The organism is Microbacterium halotolerans (genome assembly GCF_003569805.1).
Classification (GTDB): Bacteria; Actinomycetota; Actinomycetes; order Actinomycetales; family Microbacteriaceae; genus Microbacterium; species Microbacterium halotolerans.
In genome coordinates this window covers 20,074-41,289 of sequence record NZ_KZ984052.1, presented here as the reverse complement: position 1 = coordinate 41,289, position 21,216 = coordinate 20,074, and the positions used below count along the sequence as shown (strand labels likewise).

17 protein-coding genes are annotated in these 21,216 nt (G+C 68.1%); 10 read left to right on the top strand and 7 right to left on the bottom strand.

Features of this window, described 5'->3' with window-relative positions:
- Positions 1-127 precede the first annotated feature (127 nt).
- The gene (locus tag DZG09_RS09465) at positions 128-1,096 is read right to left on the bottom strand and encodes a sugar-binding transcriptional regulator (RefSeq protein WP_119697957.1); all 969 of its coding nucleotides are present in this window, start codon (positions 1,094-1,096) and stop codon (positions 128-130) included.
- A gap of 179 nt (positions 1,097-1,275) precedes the next feature.
- Here DZG09_RS09465 and DZG09_RS09460 point away from each other — a divergent pair, with 179 nt between their 5' ends.
- Entirely contained in the window at positions 1,276-2,985 is a 1,710-nt protein-coding gene (locus tag DZG09_RS09460) for a glycerol-3-phosphate dehydrogenase/oxidase (RefSeq protein ID WP_119697512.1), read from the top strand.
- Positions 2,986-3,159: 174 nt separating this feature from the next.
- Positions 3,160-5,004 (top strand): alpha/beta hydrolase family protein, encoded by a 1,845-nt coding sequence (locus tag DZG09_RS09455; RefSeq protein ID WP_240423909.1) that lies wholly within the window; start codon positions 3,160-3,162, stop codon positions 5,002-5,004.
- A gap of 135 nt (positions 5,005-5,139) precedes the next feature.
- Here DZG09_RS09455 and DZG09_RS09450 read toward each other — a convergent pair whose 3' ends face one another.
- The 3 genes from DZG09_RS09450 to DZG09_RS09440 form a co-directional block, all read right to left on the bottom strand.
- Entirely contained in the window at positions 5,140-8,118 is a 2,979-nt protein-coding gene (locus tag DZG09_RS09450) for a glycosyl hydrolase (RefSeq protein WP_162893252.1), read from the bottom strand.
- 258 nt (positions 8,119-8,376) lie between these two features.
- A complete protein-coding gene (gene ffh / locus DZG09_RS09445) occupies positions 8,377-9,939 on the bottom strand; it encodes a signal recognition particle protein (protein ID WP_119697510.1) in 1,563 nt (520 codons plus the stop codon).
- Between the two features lie 13 nt (positions 9,940-9,952).
- Complete coding sequence (locus DZG09_RS09440; protein WP_119697509.1) at positions 9,953-10,513, bottom strand: TetR/AcrR family transcriptional regulator; 561 nt, start codon at positions 10,511-10,513, stop codon at positions 9,953-9,955.
- A 97-nt stretch (positions 10,514-10,610) separates the two neighbouring features.
- On the opposite strand from DZG09_RS09440, the gene lipB reads away from it, so the two are divergent.
- From lipB to DZG09_RS09400, 8 genes are all read left to right on the top strand, one after another.
- Positions 10,611-11,255: a lipoyl(octanoyl) transferase LipB gene (lipB, locus tag DZG09_RS09435; RefSeq protein WP_119697508.1), complete on the top strand. Its 645-nt coding sequence runs from the start codon at positions 10,611-10,613 to the stop codon at positions 11,253-11,255.
- Complete coding sequence (lipA, locus tag DZG09_RS09430; RefSeq protein ID WP_205529138.1) at positions 11,252-12,244, top strand: lipoyl synthase; 993 nt, start codon at positions 11,252-11,254, stop codon at positions 12,242-12,244. Before lipB ends, lipA begins: the two co-directional genes overlap by 4 nt.
- Before the next feature lie 200 nt (positions 12,245-12,444).
- Positions 12,445-14,073, top strand: coding sequence for an ABC transporter substrate-binding protein (locus tag DZG09_RS09425; protein WP_119697507.1), 1,629 nt, complete (start codon positions 12,445-12,447; stop codon positions 14,071-14,073).
- A gap of 5 nt (positions 14,074-14,078) precedes the next feature.
- Entirely contained in the window at positions 14,079-15,158 is a 1,080-nt protein-coding gene (locus DZG09_RS09420; RefSeq protein WP_240423908.1) for an ABC transporter permease, read from the top strand.
- Positions 15,155-16,003: an ABC transporter permease gene (locus tag DZG09_RS09415; RefSeq protein ID WP_119697506.1), complete on the top strand. Its 849-nt coding sequence runs from the start codon at positions 15,155-15,157 to the stop codon at positions 16,001-16,003. Before DZG09_RS09420 ends, DZG09_RS09415 begins: the two co-directional genes overlap by 4 nt.
- On the top strand, positions 16,000-17,718 hold the full coding sequence (locus DZG09_RS09410) for an ATP-binding cassette domain-containing protein (RefSeq protein WP_240423907.1): 1,719 nt from the start codon (positions 16,000-16,002) through the stop codon (positions 17,716-17,718). Before DZG09_RS09415 ends, DZG09_RS09410 begins: the two co-directional genes overlap by 4 nt.
- A gap of 103 nt (positions 17,719-17,821) precedes the next feature.
- Positions 17,822-18,310 carry a DUF2975 domain-containing protein gene (locus DZG09_RS09405; protein ID WP_119697505.1) on the top strand — a complete coding sequence of 163 codons (489 nt, stop codon included), beginning with the start codon at positions 17,822-17,824 and terminating at the stop codon, positions 18,308-18,310.
- A complete protein-coding gene (locus DZG09_RS09400) occupies positions 18,310-18,522 on the top strand; it encodes a helix-turn-helix domain-containing protein (protein WP_119697504.1) in 213 nt (70 codons plus the stop codon). Before DZG09_RS09405 ends, DZG09_RS09400 begins: the two co-directional genes overlap by 1 nt.
- A 6-nt stretch (positions 18,523-18,528) precedes the next feature.
- On the opposite strand, the gene DZG09_RS09395 is transcribed toward DZG09_RS09400, so the two are convergent.
- The 3 genes from DZG09_RS09395 to DZG09_RS09385 form a co-directional block, all read right to left on the bottom strand.
- On the bottom strand, positions 18,529-19,029 hold the full coding sequence (locus DZG09_RS09395; protein WP_119697503.1) for a DUF2004 domain-containing protein: 501 nt from the start codon (positions 19,027-19,029) through the stop codon (positions 18,529-18,531).
- A gap of 75 nt (positions 19,030-19,104) precedes the next feature.
- Positions 19,105-19,974 carry a signal recognition particle-docking protein FtsY gene (gene ftsY, locus DZG09_RS09390; RefSeq protein ID WP_119697502.1) on the bottom strand — a complete coding sequence of 290 codons (870 nt, stop codon included), beginning with the start codon at positions 19,972-19,974 and terminating at the stop codon, positions 19,105-19,107.
- 103 nt (positions 19,975-20,077) lie between these two features.
- A complete protein-coding gene (locus tag DZG09_RS09385; RefSeq protein ID WP_119697501.1) occupies positions 20,078-21,016 on the bottom strand; it encodes a diacylglycerol/lipid kinase family protein in 939 nt (312 codons plus the stop codon).
- Between the last annotated feature and the right edge of the window lie 200 nt (positions 21,017-21,216).

Sequence of the window (21,216 nt, the reverse complement as noted above, 5' to 3'; positions counted from 1 at the left end):
CACCTGGAGAGCATTCGCCATCCGGCATCCGGATGACCACCGCGACGACCGCACGCGGTGCCCCCAGGCTACGTCGCGCGAGCACACCCGGTCACATCGACTGCACGAACGTGCGAGACAAGGCTCGTCAGACCGCCAGCAGGCCCTGGGCGAGCTCCTCGTCGAGCACGAGATCGGTGACGGCCTTCGCCGTGAGCGCGCCGCGCGTAGCGTGCAGCTTCGGCATGCCGGACACGACGCAGATGCGCCGAGGAACGCGACGGAGCCGATCGATGCCCGGTCCCGTCGCCCGCGCATTCAGTGCGACGTCTCGCCATGAGCCGTCGCGGCGGAAGAACACCGTCGCCACGTCGCCGACGGCGCCGTCATCGCGCAGCGTCTGGTAGTCGCGCTTGTCGAGGTACCCGCCGATGTACACGCGACTCGGCACCTCGGCGAAGGGTGAGCCGAGGCCGAAGATGGCGATGTCTATGCGATCCTGCGCTGCGAGCATCCGGCGCGTGCTGCGCTCGCGCCACATGGCGTTCTTCGTGGCGGGATCATCGAAGAAAGCCGGCACGGGGAACTGCTGCACGTCCGCTCGGAAGGCCTGCCCGAACCGGTCGAGGATCTCGCTGGCGTATTCGATTCCGCTGGTCAGCGTGTTGCCCGCCCCGTTCAGCTGCACGACCTTCGTGCCGTGCGTGTCGCGCGACGGCAGGTGCCTGCTGATCGCGCCGATGGTCGATCCCCACGCCACGCCGATCGACATGTTCGAGTCGACGAACTGTGCGATGAGCTTCGCCGCGGTCATGGCGACGCGCTCCAGACGATCCACCTGGCTCACGCCGTCGCCGACCGGCACGACGTGCGCGGAGACGCCGTAGCGCTCGCGGAGCTCCTGTTCGAGCCCTGCACCGTGCTCGAGGGGCGAGCGGATCCGGATGTCGACGAGGCCCGTCTCTCGTGCGTGGCTGATCAGGCGCGAGACGGATGAGCGCGAGGTCCGCAGCTCACGGGCGATCGCGTCCATCGTGAGGTCCTGCATGTAGTAGAGCTGAGCAGCTGTCAATGCGCGCTCCAGCTTCGCATCCGCGCTGTGCCCGCCCGTGTCCATCTGCTCCGACCGCTTGGCCGCATTCTCACCGGAATCGTCGCGGTATGCCATCCCTGTCCCCTTCTCCGCGACCCGCTGCACGTTCGTGCAGGAGATTTGCGCATCCGTCCCAGTAGTTTCAGCCTAGTCGTGATCCCGCTGTTGGGAGCAGTCGCATCCGCGCTTTGAGAAGGAGCACCATGAGCACGCCGCAGTCGCACTCCGCCGTTCGCGATGAGGCCATCGCCTCGATCCGCGAGACTGGCAAGGCCCAGGTGCTCATCATCGGCGGCGGCATCAACGGCATCGCGACGTTCCGCGATCTCGCGCTGCAGGGCATCGACGTCGTGCTCGTCGAGCGCGGTGACTTCGCGTCCGGCGCGAGCAGCGCGTCGAGCCACATGGTGCACGGCGGCATCCGGTACCTCGAGAACGGTGAGTTCCGTCTCGTGCAGGAGTCGGTCCGCGAGCGCAACGATCTGCTCGCGACCGCTCCCCACTACGTCAAGCCGCTGAAGACGACCATTCCGATGTACTCGTTCTTCTCCGGTCTGCTCAACGCCCCGATGAAGTTCCTGTTCCAGCGACAGGGCAAGCCTGCCGAGCGCGGGGCGCTGATCATCAAGGCGGGGCTCGTCATGTACGACCTGTTCGCCACGGCTGGTCGCTCCACGCCGTGGCACCGCTTCCATGGGCGCAAGCGCACACTGGAGCAGCTGCCCCGGCTGAACAAGAACGTCAAGTACACAGCGACCTACTTCGATGCGTCCATGCACGACCCTGAGCGCCTGGCGCTCGACGTGCTCGGCGACGGCGTGCGTGCAGGCGGACGGGCCGTCAACTACGTCGAGGCGGTCGGCCGGAACGGCCGGAGCATCACCCTGCGCGACAACGCTACGGGCGACGAGTTCGACTTCGCGCCGGATGTCGTGGTCAACGCGTCCGGCCCGTGGACGGATCTCACGAACGAGGCACTCGGCAGCGCCACCGCGTACATGGGCGGCACGAAGGGCTCACACATCGTGCTCGACAATCCCGATCTCGTCGCCGCCACCGGCGGGCGCGAGATCTTCTTCGAACACGAGGACGGCCGCGTCGTGCTCATCTACCCACTCAAGAGCAGGGCGATGGTCGGCACGACCGACATCCCGGCCGACCCGAGTCAGCCCATCCGGTGCACCGAGAGCGAGGTCGACTACTTCCTCGATCTGATCTCCGACGTGTACCCCGACATCGCGGTCTCGCGCGAGCAGATCGTGTACAAGTTCAGCGGCATCAGGCCCCTGCCCCGCAGCGACGCGTCCAGCACCGGGCAGATCTCGCGCGACTACCACCTCGCCACGACCGAACTCGACGGCACCCCGGTCATCAGCGTGGTCGGCGGCAAGTGGACCACGTTCCGCGCCCTCGGCGAGACGCTGGCCGACAAGGTGCTCTACATGTTGAAGGCGCCGCGCACGGTCAGCACGCGCGGTCTGACGATCGGCGGCGGCCGCGACTACCCCGAGACACCGGGAGACGTCACCGTGTGGCTGCGGGAGAAGCTGGACGCAGACGACGCACGCACCAGGCTGCTGTTCGAGCGCTACGGCACGCGCGCCGTGCAGGTGTGGGAGCACCTGCAGTCCGGAGACGACGAGCTCATCCTCGGCGGCGAACTCTCCACCCGTGAGCTGGAATGGATGGTGCGCGACGAGCACGTCGTGCACCTTGCTGATGTCATCCTGCGCCGCACCTCGCTCGCCTTCACCGGCCGCGCCGACATCGACACGCTCCGCACGGTGGCCGACGCGTTGGCCGCCGCAGCCGGTTGGAGCACCGATCGTCGTGACCAGGAGCTCGCCGCGACGATCGAACTGCTTCGCGATGAGCACGACGTCGCTCTCGACGTCGCCGAGCTCGGCGCATGAGAGCGCCCGCAACCGTCCCGGTGCCGGCAATCGACTCTCCGGCGACGTCTCCGGTAGATCCGCCGCACCTGAACGGCTGACGCACCCGACCTCCGCCCGCCTCGAGCGGGCGGTTCGGCGCGGGCACCGACATGCCTGCGTCCCTGCACAAGAGAACACAAGGAGTCACTTCACATGACAACGACGTCACGCCGGCGCAACAACGTGCTGGTCGTCATATCACTGCTGCTCGCACTGATCTCGGCGCTCGGCGCCGCGATCGTGCAGACCGGTGCCGGATCGACCGAGGTCAAGGACCTGAGCTGGGAGACGAGTTCGGGGCGTTCGATGAACGCGCTGCTGCTCGTCCCTGAGAACGCCACCGCCGATTCCCCGGCGCCCGCCGTAGTGGTCAGCCACGGCTGGTGGAACAACCGAGAGATGCAGACCGCGAACTACGTGGAGCTGGCTCGGCGCGGATTCGTCGTGCTGTCGATCGACATGTACGGCCACGGCAACTCGGACCCGCTCCCCTACGACCAGCTCGAGGTCGGCGGCACCGGAATGTACGACGCAGTGAAGCTCATCGCCGATCTGCCGTACGTCGACACCGACCGCATCGGCGTCGAAGGCCACTCGAACGGCGCCCGCGCGGCGAACTTCTCGGTGCAGCTCGACAACGCCGCTGACACGCAGCTCATCTCGTCGGTGATGCTGGTCGACAACGAGGCGTTCTACACCGACGACGAAGGCGCCTACACGAACATCTACGGCTCGCGCGACGTGGGCCTGGTCGCCGACCAGTACGACGAGTTCTTCTTCCGCTCCTACAACGCTGACGGCACGACGGCCACGCCGCCGCGCGAGTTCGCCGGAACGCCGAGCGCCCAGTCGTTCCTGCACTTCGGTACAGACCCGGCCGACCTCGACGAGCGCGTGACCGACGAGTACTACACGCAGGTGGTCGACGGCGAAGACGCGGTGCGCTACCTGACCACGCCGGCGCAGACGCACCCGTGGGGTCCGCAGTCGGCGCACACGACGGGCGAGGTGCTCGACTTCTTCGACGCCACGCTCGACGCGCCGGTCGACATCGCACCGGGTTCGCAGGTGTGGCAGTGGAAGGAGATCTTCACTGCGATCGGGCTGATCGGCTTCGGCATGTTCCTGGTCACCTTCACGCGCGAGCTGCTCTTCACGCGCGCCTTCCGCGATCTTCGCGCAGACGTCGCCGCTCCCGAACGCGCGACGGGTAAGGACCTGGCCTGGTTCTGGGGCGGCCTAGTCGTATCGGCCGCTGTCTCGGCGCTGTCCTATGTCTGGCTCAGTCAGCAGGCCTGGGTGACGGGCATCGTGCACAACGCGGTTCCCAATCCGGTGCCCACCGGTTCGGTGTTCTTCATCGCGCTGTGGGCCGCGATCAACGGCGCGACGGCCGTCGTGATCATGGCGCTGTCGTATCTGCTGTTCGGCCGCAAGGCGGGCCATCGCCCGACCGATCTCGGTCTGTGGCCCGGTTGGAAGCGGCTGCTGCAGAGCGTCGGGCTGGTCGCCGTGGCGACGAGCGCGTCGTTCATGCTCGTCTTCCTGACTGACTACTTCTTCAAGACCGACTTCCGCTTCTGGGTGATCGCGGTGAAGGCGTTCCCGCAGGACAAGATCTGGTACGGCCTGTTCTTGCTGCCGCTGTTCCTGATCTACTTCGTCGCGAACTCCGTGTCGATCAACGTGTTCAACCGCGTCCGGCTCGGCTCGGCTGAGTGGGTCAACACCGCAGTTCTCGCGCTGTTCAACTCGCTCGGCCCGATCGTGCTCGTGCTGCTGCAGTACTTCACCTTCTGGGTGACGGGCGACCTCGTGCCCGGCTTCGGCGGCATCTACAGCATCTGGCTGTTCCCTGTCGTGGTGATCCTGGCGTTCACGGCCGTCGTCTCGCGCAAGATCTACCGCGAGACGAACAACCCGTACATCGCAGGCATCCTCAACGCCGTGGTCGTGTCGATCGTGTCCGTATCGAACTCACTCGTGATGACGTACTGACCCGGAGCACGAACACAGATCGCCCCCAGCCTCTTCTCCGCGCCGGGGGCGATCTCGCGCTTCGTCGCCATGCCACCTTCGCCTTCCCGTAGGCGCTCACGACGACAGGACCGAGCAGGCCGTAGTCTTGCTTCTTCATCCCCCGTACACATCGGCATTGACTGTGCGCATGCGATTGCTCAGCGGCGTCGCCACCTCGACTTTGACGGTGTTGCGTCCTCCGTGCACGTGATCGCTGATGTCGAGCGTCGTGTCCGTCAAGTCGCGCGTCTCGACGAAGGTGCCGTTCACCCACACCGAGAACGTGTCGTTCACCTCGCCGAACGACAATCTCACGCCCGTGGACTTCTTGCGCCATTCGCGGCCCATGTGGAACTCGCCGTCGTATATGCCGATTCCCGACGCATCCGCCACCTCGGCGATCTGCGTCCACGGCAGGAGCCCATCGAGCGACAGGGCATGCCGCTCCTTCACCGTCTCGAGCGGACCGGCGCCCGGCTTCCAATCCTCCACCGTGACGTTCCAGTCGCGGATCTCGATCGGCGCAGGCGCCGCGGGGACATCCACCTGCGCCGTCTGCCCGCCGGCGAGGGCGAGCTCGAGCGCGCCCGCATCTTCGGCATGCACGTACACCTCGCCACGCTTGCCCAGGCTGGCGCCGAGCACCGACGTCGACGCGCTGACGGCGGTCGGCGAGGCTGTTCCCGCCCAGCCGTCGGGTGCGAATGCGATGATCGTGGACTGCCCCGGCTCAAGGCGCACGCGCACCGTCACGTCCTGCCCGCTCTCGGTGTAGACCGCGAGTCGCTCGACGCGTCGTCCGTTCCACGCATCGAGGACGTAGGGCACAGCGCCGGGATGTGTCCTGGTCAGACGGACGTCCTGATCGAGACTCATCGCCGGCTCCTTGGGCGGATTGTGCCGTACATTCGCGATGTAGTAGTACTCGATGTCCGACGCGACCCGGTGCACGTGCGTCAGATATGACGAAGCATGACTGACGCGCGGTCTGATGCCGAGCTCCGAGAGCCGTTCGCCGATCTCCTCGTTCGCTGCCGCGCTGCGCACGTTCGGGAACTCGAGCATGTGCTCGACCAGCTGCTGCACGACGACGTCGATGTTGTCCGGCCGCCTGCCGATCGCGTCCGGAGCGGTCCAATCCCCGAAGAAGACGACCGGCAGGCCTGCCTGCACGAGTTCGAGCAGCTTGCGCGCGGCGTCGAGCGACATGGTCGCTTCATTGCCTCGGAAGCGATCGTGGTCGACGACGAACGCCCGGTACGCGCCGCCTTCCGGCGCGAAGACGCCGTCGTCGAGCACCGACCGCTCCTTGAACAGGCTCGTCCCGTTGAGGAAGCCGTGTGTCCATCCCGTCGGGATGCCGGAGCTCGTGCCCCACGGAGCGCCGATCCCGGTCTGGGCCCACCCCTTCTGCCGAAAGTAGGCGACATCGTACTGCGGGACTCCCTGCTGCAGCACCCACTGCGTGCGCGCGAGGTACGCGGCGGCTGACCCGATGTGCCCCCACGAGGGCATGCGCGGGCCCCACGCCTCCGAATAGCCGACGGAGGTCCCACCTGCGTAGGGAGTGAAGGCAGCGAAGCCGGGCCACTCCGCACTGGGCGCATCCTTGTAGGAGAAGCCGTGCAGCACCGTCTGGTTGACTCCGCCGACGAAGGTCTCACCGATCGTGTTGAGCACCTCGTTCCAGGTGACGGCGTACGACCTACCCAGGTACGCCGCGGTTTCGCTCGACAGGATCGTGCGACCGCCGATGTCGCGGCCGCTCGCGAGGAGGCGGTGGTCATCGAGATTCTTCGCCCCGAGGGACTCCGTCTCCGGGATGTCGACGATTCCCGCCTGATCGAGTGAGTCCTGCTCCAAACCGTAGGCCTGCACGCGATACTGTACGCCGTGGCTGTGCGACCAGTCGCGCAGGGGCACGAGGTGGTACTCCGAGTAGAGATCGCTCAGCACCTGGTTGTAGTCGTCGCGGATGCGTGTGACCTTTTCATCCGAGAACTGGTATACGTACTTCTCGTCGATCTCGAGAATGCCCGCGAGGAAGGGCGTGAGCGAGTACCCGATCCGCGTACGGAACTCCTCCTGCGCCTGGCGGGCCCAGATCGTCGCGTCCGTCTCGACCTCGAGGGAGTCCTCGAAGAACGTTCCGCCCGTCTCCCGCAGCAGCTGATCGATGCGAGGTGTGAGGATGTTCTCTTCCCAGAAGTCGATCAGCGCCTGCGCGCCCGCCATTGAGAAGTGGTCGACGACGTAGGACTCCGGACCGGTGTGCGAGCCGGCTTCGGCCCGCTGTCCGAGCCCGCGCTGCCAGTACGCGATCATCGTCCATTCGTAGCCGTCATCGGGTGCGGTCCACTCGACGGACTCGCCGACGACTCGTTCGGTCAGGTCGACCAGTGACGCGTGCTCGAGCATGATGCCGTTTCGCTCGGGTCGCTCGATCACGCGAGCGGCCTGAACCCGGATCAGGGTGCGACCCTCGACTCCCGGATGTGCTTCGGTCTCGGGCTCCGGCAGGGGACCGGAGAATCGCTCCCCCGACGCCAGGTCGACAGCGCCGTGCGCAAGCTCGACCAGTGCGGCCTCGCTCTGCGGCGTGATCCCGGGAATCACCGCAGGCCAGGACGGCCCGAGCGTGATGTCGATCTCGACGTTGTGTCGCTTGCCCGCTTCGAGGGCCGTCTCGACCGCCGCCACCCAGTGCGCACCGCCCCAGCCGAAGTTCTCGACGTCGAGCAGATCCCCGGCAACACTGTGGTGCACGTTGGCGATCTCCAGCCCGTGGAAGCCGTTGTTCGCCGCTTGTTCGACCTCGCGCGCGATCTGCTCGAGTTCGAGTTCGCCGTTGGGCCACCACCAGCGGAAGCACGGCGCGGTAGCCGTGCCCGGTGTCGTGAACCCGTCCAGCGCCCCGGGCGCCGCCTTCTCGCCCGCGGCCGCATGCGCAGCCGGACCGAATGCCGACGCCTGCTGCGGGCCGACGAGCATGGCCCCCGCGATGCCGGCGGCGGACAGCCCGAAGAGCTGTCTCCTCGTCAGACCGTGGTTGCTTCGGGACGACCCGTTGTGGGTCGATGACGCCTGTGTCATGCCGATTCTCCGTTGATAGCCGTTCCCCCGTGCGTGATGATCCACAGGTGCCGTTGCACGGCTGCGGAGTCGAATCATGCGGCGGCACGGCGTCAGCCGAACCGCAATTGAATCGTTTCATCACACGAGGGCACGCTATCGCACCGCCGCGAGCATGACACCGCGCCTCGCCTCTCAGGTTCGAAGACATGCCGCTATCGTTCTTTGAAAGCGGCGTTTCACCGCACCGGAACGGCCAGGTGCGCTCCGAACCGCCGGCTAGTTCTTGCCGAACAGCTTCTGGATCTCGGCGAGATCGCTCTCGCTGGGCTCCTGTGGGGCGGCCAGGCCGAAGCCTGAGCCAGTCGGAGCCTGCGGTTCGTGGGACAGGCCGGCGTTCTCCGCCGCGCGCTTGGCGGGGTTGCCCGAGCGCGAGCCGCCCTTGGCCTTCTTGCCCTTCTTGCCGCGCTTCGCGCTGGCTCCGGGCTTGCCCATGCCAGGCGGCATCGCGCCCATGCCCGGGATGTTCGGTGTGCCGCCGCGGGCGACGGTCTTCATCATCTTCGCCGCCTGCTCGAAGCGGTTCACGAGCGAGTTCACGTCGGTGACCGTCATGCCCGAGCCTCGCGCGATGCGCGCACGGCGCGAGCCGTTCAGGATCTTCGTGTTGTGGCGCTCGGCCGGAGTCATCGACCGGATGATCGCCTCGGTGCGGTCGATCTCGCGCTCGTCGAAGTTCTCGAGCTGCTCCTTCATCCCGCCCATGCCCGGCATCATGCCGAGCATCTTCTTCATCGACCCCATCTTCTTCATCTGCTGCATCTGCTGCAGGAAGTCGTCGAGGGTGAATGCCTCTTTGGCGAGCTTCTCGGCGACCTTCTGGGCTTCCTCCTCGTCGAAGGCCTCCTGGGCCTGCTCGATGAGGGTGAGGATGTCGCCGAGGTCGAGGATGCGGCTCGCCATGCGGTCGGGGTGGAAGGCCTCGAGGTCCTCGAGGTTCTCACCCGTCGACGCGTAGATGATCGGTCGCCCCGTCACCGAGGCGACCGACAGCGCGGCACCCCCTCGTGCGTCGCCGTCGAGCTTCGACAGCACCACACCCGTGAAGTCGACGCCCTCCTGGAAGGCGCGCGCCGTGTTGACGGCGTCCTGACCGATCATCGCGTCGATGACGAACAGCACCTCATCCGGCTGCGTCTTCTTCCGAATGTCACCGGCCTGCTTCATCAGCTCTTCGTCGACGCCGAGACGTCCGGCGGTGTCGATGATGACCACGTCGTGCAGCTGGCGCTTGGCGTGCTCGACGCCGTCGCGCGATGCTTTCACCGGGTCGCCGACGCCGTTGCCCGGGAACGGCGCGTAGACGGCCGCACCCGCCCGCTCGGCCACAACCTGGAGCTGGTTCACGGCGTTCGGCCGCTGCAGGTCGGCAGCGACCAGGAGCGGCGTGTGACCCTCCTTCTGCAGCTGCTTGGCGAGCTTGCCTGCGAATGTGGTCTTACCCGAACCCTGAAGACCCGCGAGCATGATCACGGTCGGCGGCGTCTTCGCGAACTGCAGTCGGCGCTGCTCGCCGCCGAGGATCGCCACGAGCTCCTCGTTGACGATCTGCACGACCTGCTGCGCCGGGTTCAGGGCGCGGTTCACCTCGTCGCCGAGGGCGCGCTCGCGCACCTTGGCGGTGAACGCCTTCACCACTTCGAGCGCCACGTCGGCGTCGAGAAGCGCGCGCCGGATCTCGCGGACGGTGCCGTCGACGTCGGCCGCCGACAGCTTTCCCTTCGTGCGCAGATTGCGGAAGGTCTCTGTCAGTCGGTCGGAGAGCGTGCCAAAGGTAGCCATGGTGCCTCCGATTCTAACGTGCGACCACCGCGTCCAGCGCCCGCTCGAGGTACGACTCCAGCGGCGCCGCTCCCGCGCCCGACCCCGCCCATGCCGTGATCGCCGCGATCAGCGCCGTGCCGTACGCCCCTGCCCGCACTTCGGCGACCAGTGCGTCCTCCCCCTGCCTGGCGAGCCCGCGCGCGACGAACCGCGATACGCGCCACGACCGCAGTGCCTCTTCGTGTGCCAGTGCCCGCTCGATGCGCATGGCCTCCGCGTTGGTGATCGCAAGGGCGAGGGCGTCTGGGGCGAGTCCCTCGGCGACGGCGCGCAGCGCGGCATCCGGGGCTCGGCCGTCGTCGACGGCGCGCTCTGCGCCGTCCAGTCGCTCATCGAGACCACCCCAGAGCAGCTCGGCCTTGGTGGCGGCGTAGTTGAAGAAGCTGGAGCGGCCGATGCCGGCACGCGTGGCGATGTCGGTGACGCTGGTGGCGTCGTAGCCGTTCTCGAGGAACAGCTCGCACGCGGCCTCGGCGAGCATGTCTCGCGAGATCGCTCTGGGGCGCCCGGGGCGCCGCGTGCCGCTGGTCATACCCACAGCCTATTGCGCGTAGGGTGGTGATCGTCAGTCATTCTTGGACTGGGTCCATAAACATTCGGCCCCCCCGAGAGTCAGCAGGAGAACCCGGATGATCGATGTGCTGGAGCCGGGCTTCGCCCCGCACACGGTGCCGTATCGCCAGGGGTGGGAGCTGCAGCGCCGCATCCACGCCGAGGTGGTCGAGGGCAGTCGCGAAGAGACCCTGATCCTGCTGGAGCACGAGGCGGTGTTCACCGCCGGCTCCCGCACGGAAGACGGTGAGCGGCCCCGCCCATCCGGAACTCCCGTCATCGACGTCGACCGCGGCGGAAAGATCACCTGGCACGGTCCCGGCCAGCTGATCGGCTATCCGATCATGCGCGTGGCCGACCGCGGCGATGCGGTGGCGTGCGTGCGCAGCATCGAGCAGATGCTGATCGAGCTGATCGCGCCGTACGGGGTCACCGGCATGCGCGTCGAGGGCCGCAGCGGCGTGTGGGTCGAACGAGACAACGGCGCGGCCGACAAGATCGCCGCGATCGGCATGCGCGTCTCGCGCGGCGTGACGATGCACGGCTTCGCTCTGAACTGCAACCATTCCCTCGCCCCATACGACGAGATCGTGGCATGCGGCATCCGCGATGCCGGCGTGACCACCATCGCCCGCGAGACGGGCGGCGACATCTCCCCCGCAGATCTCGCCGGAACCACGGCGAGCGCATTCCGCAACACCTTCGAGAGGATTCCCGCATGACCACGACTGCCCCGAACGGGCGCAAGATGCTTCGCCTCGAGGTGCGCAACGCGCAGACCCCGATCGAGAAGAAGCCGGAGTGGATCAAGACGAGGGTCAGACAGGGGCCCGCATACCAGGACGTACGCTCGCTCGTGAAGGGCGAGGATCTGCACACGGTGTGTCAGGAAGCCGGCTGCCCGAACATCTACGAGTGCTGGGAGGACCGCGAGGCGACGTTCCTGATCGGCGGATCGCAGTGCACCCGCCGGTGCGACTTCTGCCAGATCGACACCGGCAGACCCGCAGAGTACGACACGGACGAACCGCGTCGCGTCGCCGAGAGCGTGCGCACGATGGGGCTGCGGTACGCGACGGTGACGAGCGTGGCCCGCGACGACCTTCCCGACACCGGCGCATGGCTGAACGCTGAGACGGTGCGGCAGATCCACCAGCTGAACCCGAACACCGGTGTCGAGCTGCTCGCGAACGAGCACAACGGCGAACCGGCCTTCCTCGGCCAGATCTTCGACGCCCGCCCCGAGGTGTTCGCCCACAACGTCGAGACGGTGCCTCGGGTGTTCAAGCGGATACGGCCCGCGTTCGACTACGACCGCTCGCTCGGCGTGCTCACGCAGGGCCACGACGCGGGACTGATCACGAAGTCGAACCTCATCCTCGGCATGGGCGAGGAGCCGGAGGAGGTCGAACGGGCGCTGCAGGACCTGCGCGATGCGGGGTGCGACATCATCACGCTCACGCAGTACCTGCGACCGACCCCGCGCCACATGCCGGTCGCCCGCTGGGTGAAGCCGGATGAGTTCGTCGAGTTCAAACGCATCGCCGAGCAGATCGGGTTCCTGGGCGTGCTCGCCGGCCCCCTGGTGCGCTCGTCGTACCGCGCCGGGCGCCTGTGGGCACAGAGCATGCGCGAGAAAGGCCGTGCCCTGCCCGACGACCTCGCCCACTTCGCCGACGACCAGCCCGCCGAGTTCGCCCAGGCCGTCTGACCCGCGCCAGGCTGCCGAGATGCGCACTTCTCGTCGAGATGCGCCGATTCCAACGTGATCTCGTCGGAGAAGTGCGCATCTCGCGAGCCCGGATGGCGGTGCTCACGGGCCCGGAGGGGCGACGCCAGTAGGTGCGGAGGGAAGTAGGCTGGGAGACGGTCCATTTCTGGACCGAGTCCACAAGACCCCTCTGAGGAGCCATGCGCACCATCCGTCGTTCCCTCCCTATCGTCGCCGTCGCCGCACTGGCCGTGATCGCCACCGGATGCGCCGCGGAAGGCGGTGAAGCGGAGCCCGTCGACGGCGGCACACTCGTGTACGCCACCGGCGACGCCGAGCCCGACTGCCTCGACCCGCATGTCGGCGGCAACTACCCGCAGGCGCTCATCTCCACGCAGTACCTCGAGCCGCTCGTCGGCCGCGACGAGGACGGCACGATCCTGCCGTGGCTCGCCGAGGACTGGGACGCATCCGAGGACGGTCTCACCTGGGACTTCACCCTTCGCGACGACGTGTCCTTCACCGACGGCACGCCGTTCGACGCCGAAGCGGTCAAGGTCAACGTCGAGCACCTTCAGAACCCCGACACGGCGTCGTCCACCGGCTACCTCGCCGTCGAGCAGGTCGACGAGGTCGAGGTCGTCGATGCCACGCACGTGCGGTTCCACCTGTCGACGCCGAAATCGGCACTGCTCGAGGTGCTCAGCCAGCAGTGGGCCGCGATGCAGGCACCCAGCGGCATCGAGCGCGGACAGGAGGAGAACTGCCAGGCGCCGATCGGCACCGGCCCCTTCGTAGTCGACAGCTGGACTCCGCAGGATCGCGTCGTGCTGACCCGCAACGACGACTACGTCTCGACGAACCCGCAGGCCGATCACGACGGCGCGGCGCACGTCGAGACGATCGAGTGGCGCTTCATTCCGGATGCGGCCACCCGCCAGGCGGCGCTGGCCTCGGGCGAGGTGCACGTCATCGACAACCCCCTCCCTACCGACATCGTCGCCGCAGAGGGCCAGGACATCTCACACCTCGACGCGCCGCGCCCCGCAGCGGCGAACCGTATCGAGCTGAACTCCGCTCAGGCGCCGTTCGACGACATCCGGGTGCGCGAGGCCTTCGTCCGTGCGGCAGATCCACGCCCCGGCATCGAGTCGCTGTTCCACGGCACGGCCGAGCGCTCATACTCCGCGCTGTCGAGCGTGGAGCCGATGGGCATCAGCGACGAGGAGCTGTTCGTCACCGACGTCGACCGTGCGAACGAGCTGCTCGACGAGGCCGGATGGACCGACGCGGACGACGACGGCATCCGGATGAAGGACGGTGAGCCGCTGACGGTGCGGTTCCCGGTGTCGACCAACCAGTCGACCGAGGCGGAGCAGTCGCTGTTCGAGCAGATCCAGGCGAACGCGGCAGGGGTCGGCTTCGACGTGCAGCTGAGCCCGATGGACCTCTCCAGCTGGTACGGCGCGCTCGGCGCGCACGAGTACGATTCCGTCTCGGCCCCGTACACGACTGTCGGTCCCGATGTGCTGCGCATCCTGTACCACTCCGACGGCACCGTGCCCGCGCCATCCGGATACTTCGCGAATCACGCGATGCTGCGCGATGACGAACTCGACGGCCTGCTCGAGGAGGCGCTGGCGACCACCGACGACGACGAGCGCGCCGGCCTGTACGCCGACGCACAGGGCATCATCCTCGACAGCTTCACGGTGCTGCCGCTGTACGACCAGCAGAACCACTTCCTCTACGCGGGGGTCACCGGAATCGAAGCGCTGCACACGATCTCGACGCCGATGCTCCTGAACGCCCAGCTGACCGCAGAGTAGTCGCCGTGCCGCACGAGCCCCACCCGGATGACGCGCACGGCGCTTTCCGCGAGGAAGGCGTGCTGAGCACGTCGACGACGACGCAGCGAGGTGCGTTCGCCGTGGCCGCACGCTGGGTCGGCGGCAGAATCGGGCGTGCGGTGCTGGTGATCTGGCTCGTGGCGACCATCGTGTTCTTCGCGCTGCGGTCGACGGGCGATCCGCTGGAGGCGATCTTGGGCGGGCCGGGATCGCAGGCGGGCACGGATGCCGTGGCTGCGGCGCGCGAGGAGTACGGTCTCGACAGTCCGCTGGTGTGGCAGTACCTGCTGCAGCTCAGCCGCATCGCAACACTGCAGCTCGGCGATTCGTATGCGCGCAGGCAGCCCGTGGCCGATCTGATCGGAGCGCAGCTGCCTGGCACGCTGCTGTTGGCAGTGCTGGCCCTGGCGCTGGCGTGGGTGCTCGCCGTCACCGGCGCGCTGATCGCGACCTCGTCTCGCGGTCTGATCGGCCGGATGATCGACCGGATCATCCGGAGCGTCGAGATCGTCTCCACCGTGATGCCGCAGTTCTGGCTGGGCGCCGTGCTGATCCTCGTGTTCGCATCGGCGCTGGGCTGGTTCCCCGCGACGAGCCAGTCGGGCGACCTCTCCGGGCTGGTGCTGCCGGTGGTGACCCTGGCGGTGCCGATCGCAGGCTTCCTCGCGCAGGTCTCGCGTGACGCGCTGCTCGAAGCCGACGCCGCGCCGTTCGCCACGACATCGCGTGCACGAGGTTCGAGCGAGCGGCGCGTGTTCCTGCGGCACACGCTGCGGCATGCATCGCTGCCTGCCCTGGCGCTGTCGGGCTGGGCGTTCGGGAACCTGCTCAGCGGCGCCGTCGTCGTCGAGGTGCTGTTCGCCCGCCCCGGGCTGGGTCGGCTGCTGCAGGAAGGCGCCCTCGCCCGCGACGTGCCCCTCGTGGTCGGCGCGGTCACAACCGTCGCCGTGCTCTACGTCATCGTCATCATCGTCACCGAGGCGGTCGAGCTGTTCGTCGACCCGCGCCTGCGCCGTGCCGGGCTCAGGGCGCCTGCCGCACCGGAGACGGGGGTGGGCGCATGAGCACCGCGACGGAAGCGCGCGCCGTTCGCCGCACGATCATCTCCTTCGCCTCCCGCCTTGGCTGGTCAGGGAGCGTCGCCTTCGCACTGCTCCTCGTGCTCGTGGTCGCGATCGCGGCGCCCGGCGTTCTCGCGCCAGGCGATCCGCTGGGCATCGCCCCGGCAGATGCGTTCCAGGCGCCGTCTCTCGCCCATCCGGCCGGTACCGACGAGTCCGGTCGCGATGTCCTCACCCGCATCGTGCACGGCGCCGCACGGTCCGCGGGCATCGGGCTGGCGGCGACCGCGCTCGGCATCGGCATCGGGCTGGTGTTCGGCTTCGCCGCAGGCCTGGGCCCGGCGTGGCTCGACGCGGCGCTGGGCCGCGTGATCGAAGTGCTCTTCGCGCTGCCGACGCTGGTGATGGCGCTGCTCTTCGTCGCCGTGCTGGGAGCGGGAACCGTGCCGTCCATCCTGGCGATCGGCCTCGCGACCGCACCCGGATACGCGCGCATTCTGCGCTCGCGGGTGCGCACCGTCGCTCGCAGCGACTACGTCGCACACGCCCGGCTCGAAGGCACCGGGCGTGTGCGCACGTTCGTCCGCCACATCGCACCGAACACACTCTGGCCGCTGGTCGCCACGGCGACGCTGGGCGTCGGCCAGGCGATCGTGTGGGTGTCTGCGCTGAGCTTTCTCGGGCTGGGCACCGAGCCGCCGTCACCGGAGTGGGGCGCGATGCTCAACGCGGGTCGCGTGTACATTTCGACCGGCTGGTGGATGACCGTGTTCCCGGGGCTCGCCATCGTCGCCACGGCGACGGCGCTGACGGTGCTGGGGCGCCGGATGTCGGGAGCGGGCCGTTGAACGCCGGCCGTCGTGGCCTCGACGCCGATGAGCAGCCGGACGGCTCAGCTGGCGGCGGTTCGGCGCTGCCCATCCCAGGCGCACCGAACATCGGGAACGGGATGATCACCGACGCGAACGGCACCGCGGAAAGCCGACGCGAGGGGGCGCCGCTGGTCGAAGTGCGGAATCTCACGGTGACGCTCCCCCGCTCCGGCGACGTGGTGAGCGGAGCCGACCTGGAGGTTGCGCCGGGCGAGTGCCTGGCGATCGTCGGTGAGTCCGGCGCCGGCAAGTCGGTGCTCGCTCGCGCGCTGCTGGGCCTGGTGCAGGACGACCCCGCCGCGCGGGTGCAGGCCGATCGGTTCTCCGTAGCCGGACAGGACCTGCTGCGTGCCGGCCGCGGAGCCAGGCGCCGGATGAGAGGGCGCGATGTCGCCCTCGTGCTGCAGGACGCGCTGCAGTCGCTCGACCCGCTGCGCACGATCGAGGCGGAGGTCGGCGAGTCTCTCGCCGTGCGCGGAACGCCGCGCCGCCTGCGCCGCCAGCGGGTGATCGACGCGCTCACGGACGCAGGCCTGCCGGATGCGGAGTCGCTGCTCCGTCGGCGCTCCGGCGAACTGTCCGGCGGTATGCGCCAGCGCGCGCTGATCGCCTCGGCCATGATCGGCGACGCCCCGCTGCTCATCGCCGACGAACCCACCACGGCGCTCGACGCGACGACCGCCGTGCACGTGCTCGACCTGCTCGGCCGGATGCGCGATGCCGGAACGGCGCTGGTGCTGATCAGCCACGACCTGCATGCCGTGTCCCGCATCGCCGACCGCGTCGCCGTGATCGAGTCGGGGCGCATCGTCGAGCACGCTCCGCTGCGCCGCCTGTTGGACGCGCCGGAGCACCCCACGACGCGCGCCCTGCTCGCCGCCGTCCCATCCGGTCCCAAGCCGGCCCCGTCCAACGCAGCCACCCCATCCGTGTCCTCCCCGCAGCCCGCGAGATGCGCACAGTTTCGACAGAACAGCGTCAAAAGCGGCGCATCTGGGCGACAAGTGCGCATCTCGGCCGCGGGGGCGTCGCGCCGGTACGGGCGGTTGTGGGCCGTGCACGGGGCTGACGTCGAGGTGACCGGTGGGGAGGTGCTCGGGGTCGTGGGCGAGTCGGGGTCGGGCAAATCGACACTGGCGCGACTGCTGATCGGGGCGGAGCGGCCGGACGAGGGTGAGATCGGGATGAGCGACCCGGCACCGCGCATCCGGCTCGTGCCGCAGGATCCGCTCGGCTCATTCGATCCGCGGCACACCGTCGACAAGATCCTGCGACAGTCACGACGCGACGGGTCTCCGGATGAGGCCGAGCTGCTCGCACTCGTGGGCCTCGATGCCTCGCTGCTCACCCGGCGCCCCGCCACGCTCTCGGGCGGACAGCGCCAGCGCGTGGCGATCGCCCGCGCGCTCGCCGGTCGCCCCGACATCCTGGTCTGCGACGAGCCCGTGTCAGCACTCGATACGACCACGCAGGCCGGCATTCTCGATCTGCTCATGCGGCTGCAGCGCGAGCAGCGCCTCGGCATGGTGTTCATCTCGCACGACCTCGCCGTGGTGCGCCTGGTCAGCGACAGGGTTGCCGTGATGCGCGACGGTCGCATCGTCGAACAGGGGCCGACCGAGAGCGTCTACTCGTCGCCCGAGCACCCCATCACCGCCGAGCTGATAGCGGCGGTCGCGACCGGGAGCTGACGCCGGTCGATCTGCCGGGAATCGCCTGAGCACGCTTGCCGAGAATCACAGGGACGTATATCGTTTTTCGATGTATAGACATCGTTAATCGATAGGAAACGAAATGCGCCCCTGGATCATCCGAACCGCTCAGGCACTGCTCGCCGTGATGCTGCTCGCACTGCTCGTGATACAAGCTCTGTTCGCTCCCCTCATCGCGCGCGAGGCGGTGTGCTGCGAGTTCGCCGGCGACCCGCTCGTCTCCGTGGTCGCGGCCTTCGGCATGGTCTGGCTCATCGTCGAAGCAGCGTGCGTGCAGGTCTTCCTCGTCATCGTGTGGGTGCTGCTGTCAACGGTCGCCCGCCGGCGCATCTTCGACCGCCGCTCGCTGCGGCTCGTAACCGTCATGGTCTGGTGCGCACTGGTGTTCGCCGCTCTCACCATCCCGTGCTTCGCTGTGCTCAGCGCTGCGCAGATGCTTCCAGGGGTGGTCGGCTTTGTTCTCATCGGAGGCTTCATCGGCGGGATCGCAGCCGCTCTCGTAATCGTGGTGATGCGCGAGCTGCTCGCCACCGCGACGCGGCTCAACGATGAGATGTCGGAGGTGGTGTGATGCCGATCGTGATCAACCTCGACGTCGAACTCGCCAAGAAGAAGATGACCGTCGCTCAGCTCGCGGAGGCGATCGGCATCACGCCCGCGAACGTGTCGGTGCTCAAGAGCGGGCGGGCCAAAGCCGTGCGCTTCACCACGCTCGATGCCATCTGCCGCGTGCTCGAGTGCGCACCGGGCGACATCCTGTCGTATGAGCCGCCCGCGCAGTGACAGCCGTCAGTCAGCGCTCGTGACCGACTGGATCTCGCCGTCGCCGAGCAGATTCACCAGCAGCACGTCGTCGGTGGAGTCGGGGTCGAGGGCGTACTCGAACACCGCGAACGGGTCGGCTCCGCCGTGCTCGTCAGCCAGGATCGTCACGCTCGTGAGCTGCATCGATCGGATGATGTCGACCGCCACATCGCCAGACACGTCGACGAGGAGGTCCTCGAGCTCGTCGCCGAGCTGGTCCTGCTGCATCAGGATGTACTCGGTGACCTCGCTGGCGCGGTTGTCGACCTCTCCGAGCATGGCGATCCGTGCGCGGCGGTCGATCTCCTCGATGCTCGCCACGATCGCCGCAGCCGCGTCGAGAGCGTCCTGCGAGACGTCCTCCTGGTCGGGCGCAGTCAGATCGACGGCGACGCTCTGATCGCCCAGATCCACCGTCTCGGACCAGAAGACCGAGCCGTCCGGCCCGGACTCCAGAAGTCCGAAGAAGTCGTGTTCGAGTGCCATGGCGCTATCAAACCACCTCAGGTTGCCGGATGTCAGTAGGTTTACCGGATCGATTCCGGTGAATTCGCCGCTGGCTCAGTCAACGAGCTGCTCGACGAATACGTGGGGGGTGAAACCGGTGAGGTCGCCGATGCTCTCGCCCTGCCCGAGGAGCTTGACGGGAAGGCCCGTGCGCTCCTGCACCGCGAGGACGAAACCGCCCTTGGCGGAGCCGTCGAGCTTGGTGATCACCAGCCCTGTCACACCCGCGTGCTCGAGGAACGCCTCTGCCTGCATCACGCCGTTCTGTCCGGTCGTCGCGTCGAGCACGAGCAGCACCTCGCTGATCGGTGCCTGCTTCTCGATGACGCGGCGCACCTTGGTGAGCTCGTCCATCAGACCCGCTTTGGTGTGCAGGCGGCCGGCTGTATCGACGAGCACGATCTCGGTTCCGTTGCGCTTGGCATAGTCGATCGTCTGGAAGGCGACGGACGCAGGGTCCTGTCCCTCCTTCTCCGGCCGGACGATCGCCGCTCCCCCGCGCTCCGCCCAGGTGGCGAGCTGCTCCACAGCCGCGGCACGGAATGTGTCGGCGGCGCCGACCACGATCGAACGCCCGTAGCGGCCGAGGAAGTTCGCGAACTTGCCGATCGTGGTGGTCTTGCCGACGCCGTTGACGCCGACGACCAGCACAACGGCCGGCCGTTCGGTGAGCTTCAGGGTCGTGTCGAACGCGGCGAAGCGCTCCTCGAGCGACTCGCGCAGCATGCGCTTGAGGTCGGCAGGGTCCGTCGTGCCGAACCGGGCGACCTTCTCGCGCAGGTCGTCGACGGTCGCCTCGGTGACATCCGGGCCGAAATCGGCGGTGATCAGCGCTGTCTCGAGGTCATCCCACGTCGTGTCGTCGATCTGCGGCCGGGTGAACATGCCGCGCAGCGCGCGCCCGAGAGACCACTTTTCCGCCATACCCCCAGCCTATCGGCCGCCGCCGACCGCGAGCGCCTGCGTTCCATACGAGCGCCTGCGAAACTGCGCAGGCATCCGCGTGATTCGTAGGCACTCGCGGAGTTCAGCGCACGCGCAGCGCGCTGGGCTGCACCTCGACATCGAGAACCCGCGCCTTGCCGATCACGTCGCCGTCGAGCTCGATCTCACGGGGCTCGGCCAGCTCGATCCGGATCCGCCTGGCGCTGCGGTGCCCGATCGACTCGCTGCTCTCCGCGTCGTCGGATGCTCCGGAGATCAGCTTCTTGAGGCCGTTGTCCCACAGCATGTTGCGCATGGTGTCGAGCCAGCCTCCGACGCCCTCGGCATCGATCAGCAGCAGGTCGAGCTCCCCATCGGACGGGTCGGCGTCGGGCAGCAGGGTGATACCGCCCTGCACCGTGCCGCAGTTGCCGATCATCAGGGTATGCGCCTGCGTTCTCGCCGGCTCCTCGCCGTCCTCCGAGATCGTGACATCGATCACTTCGCTCGAGGAGACCGCGCGCCCGAGCGACTCGACGTAGGCGAGCCAGCCCACCCTGTCCTTGAGTTCGTCGTCGGTCTCGGTGATCATGTGCGCGTCGATGCCGAAGCCCGCCATCACTGCGAACGCCTGCTTCTCGGCGCCGCCGTCGAGCGCGAGCCAGCCGACGTCGACGACGGACGCTTCGCGCGTGATGGCGCGGGTCATCGCGGCCGCCAGGTCGTCGATCGGCACATCGAGGTTGCGGGCGAGCAGATTGCCCGTACCGAGCGGCGCGATCCCCAGCTCGGCACCGCCCTGCTCGGCGAGAACCTCGGCGACCGCCCGCACCGTGCCGTCCCCGCCGGCCGCGATCACGAGCTCCGCGCCGGCGGCGAGCGCCTGCTCAGCTGCGCCGCGGCCGGGGTCGTCCTTGCTGGTCTCGATCCACTCCGTCGAAATCTCGTTCTTCGACGAGGAGAGCGCCGCGGCGAGCGCTTCGTCGAGCTCGTCCCGCGTTGTCTTGCTCGGGTTCCAGACGATCGCGACCTGCTGGATCATGACGTGCTCCTTCCGGTGATGATGCGAGCCTATTCCGCGCAGGCGCGACCGCGCATCGGCCCAGGCCTGCTTCACGGCGAATCCCGAGACTGCGGGCAGGCGACCGGAGCTCCCCGCCGCTGCAGGACAGCTGTCGCAGGGAGTCCGTCACCGTGGACTTCGCGTTGTGCGCGATCTCGCGCGTGTCACGCTCATGAGCG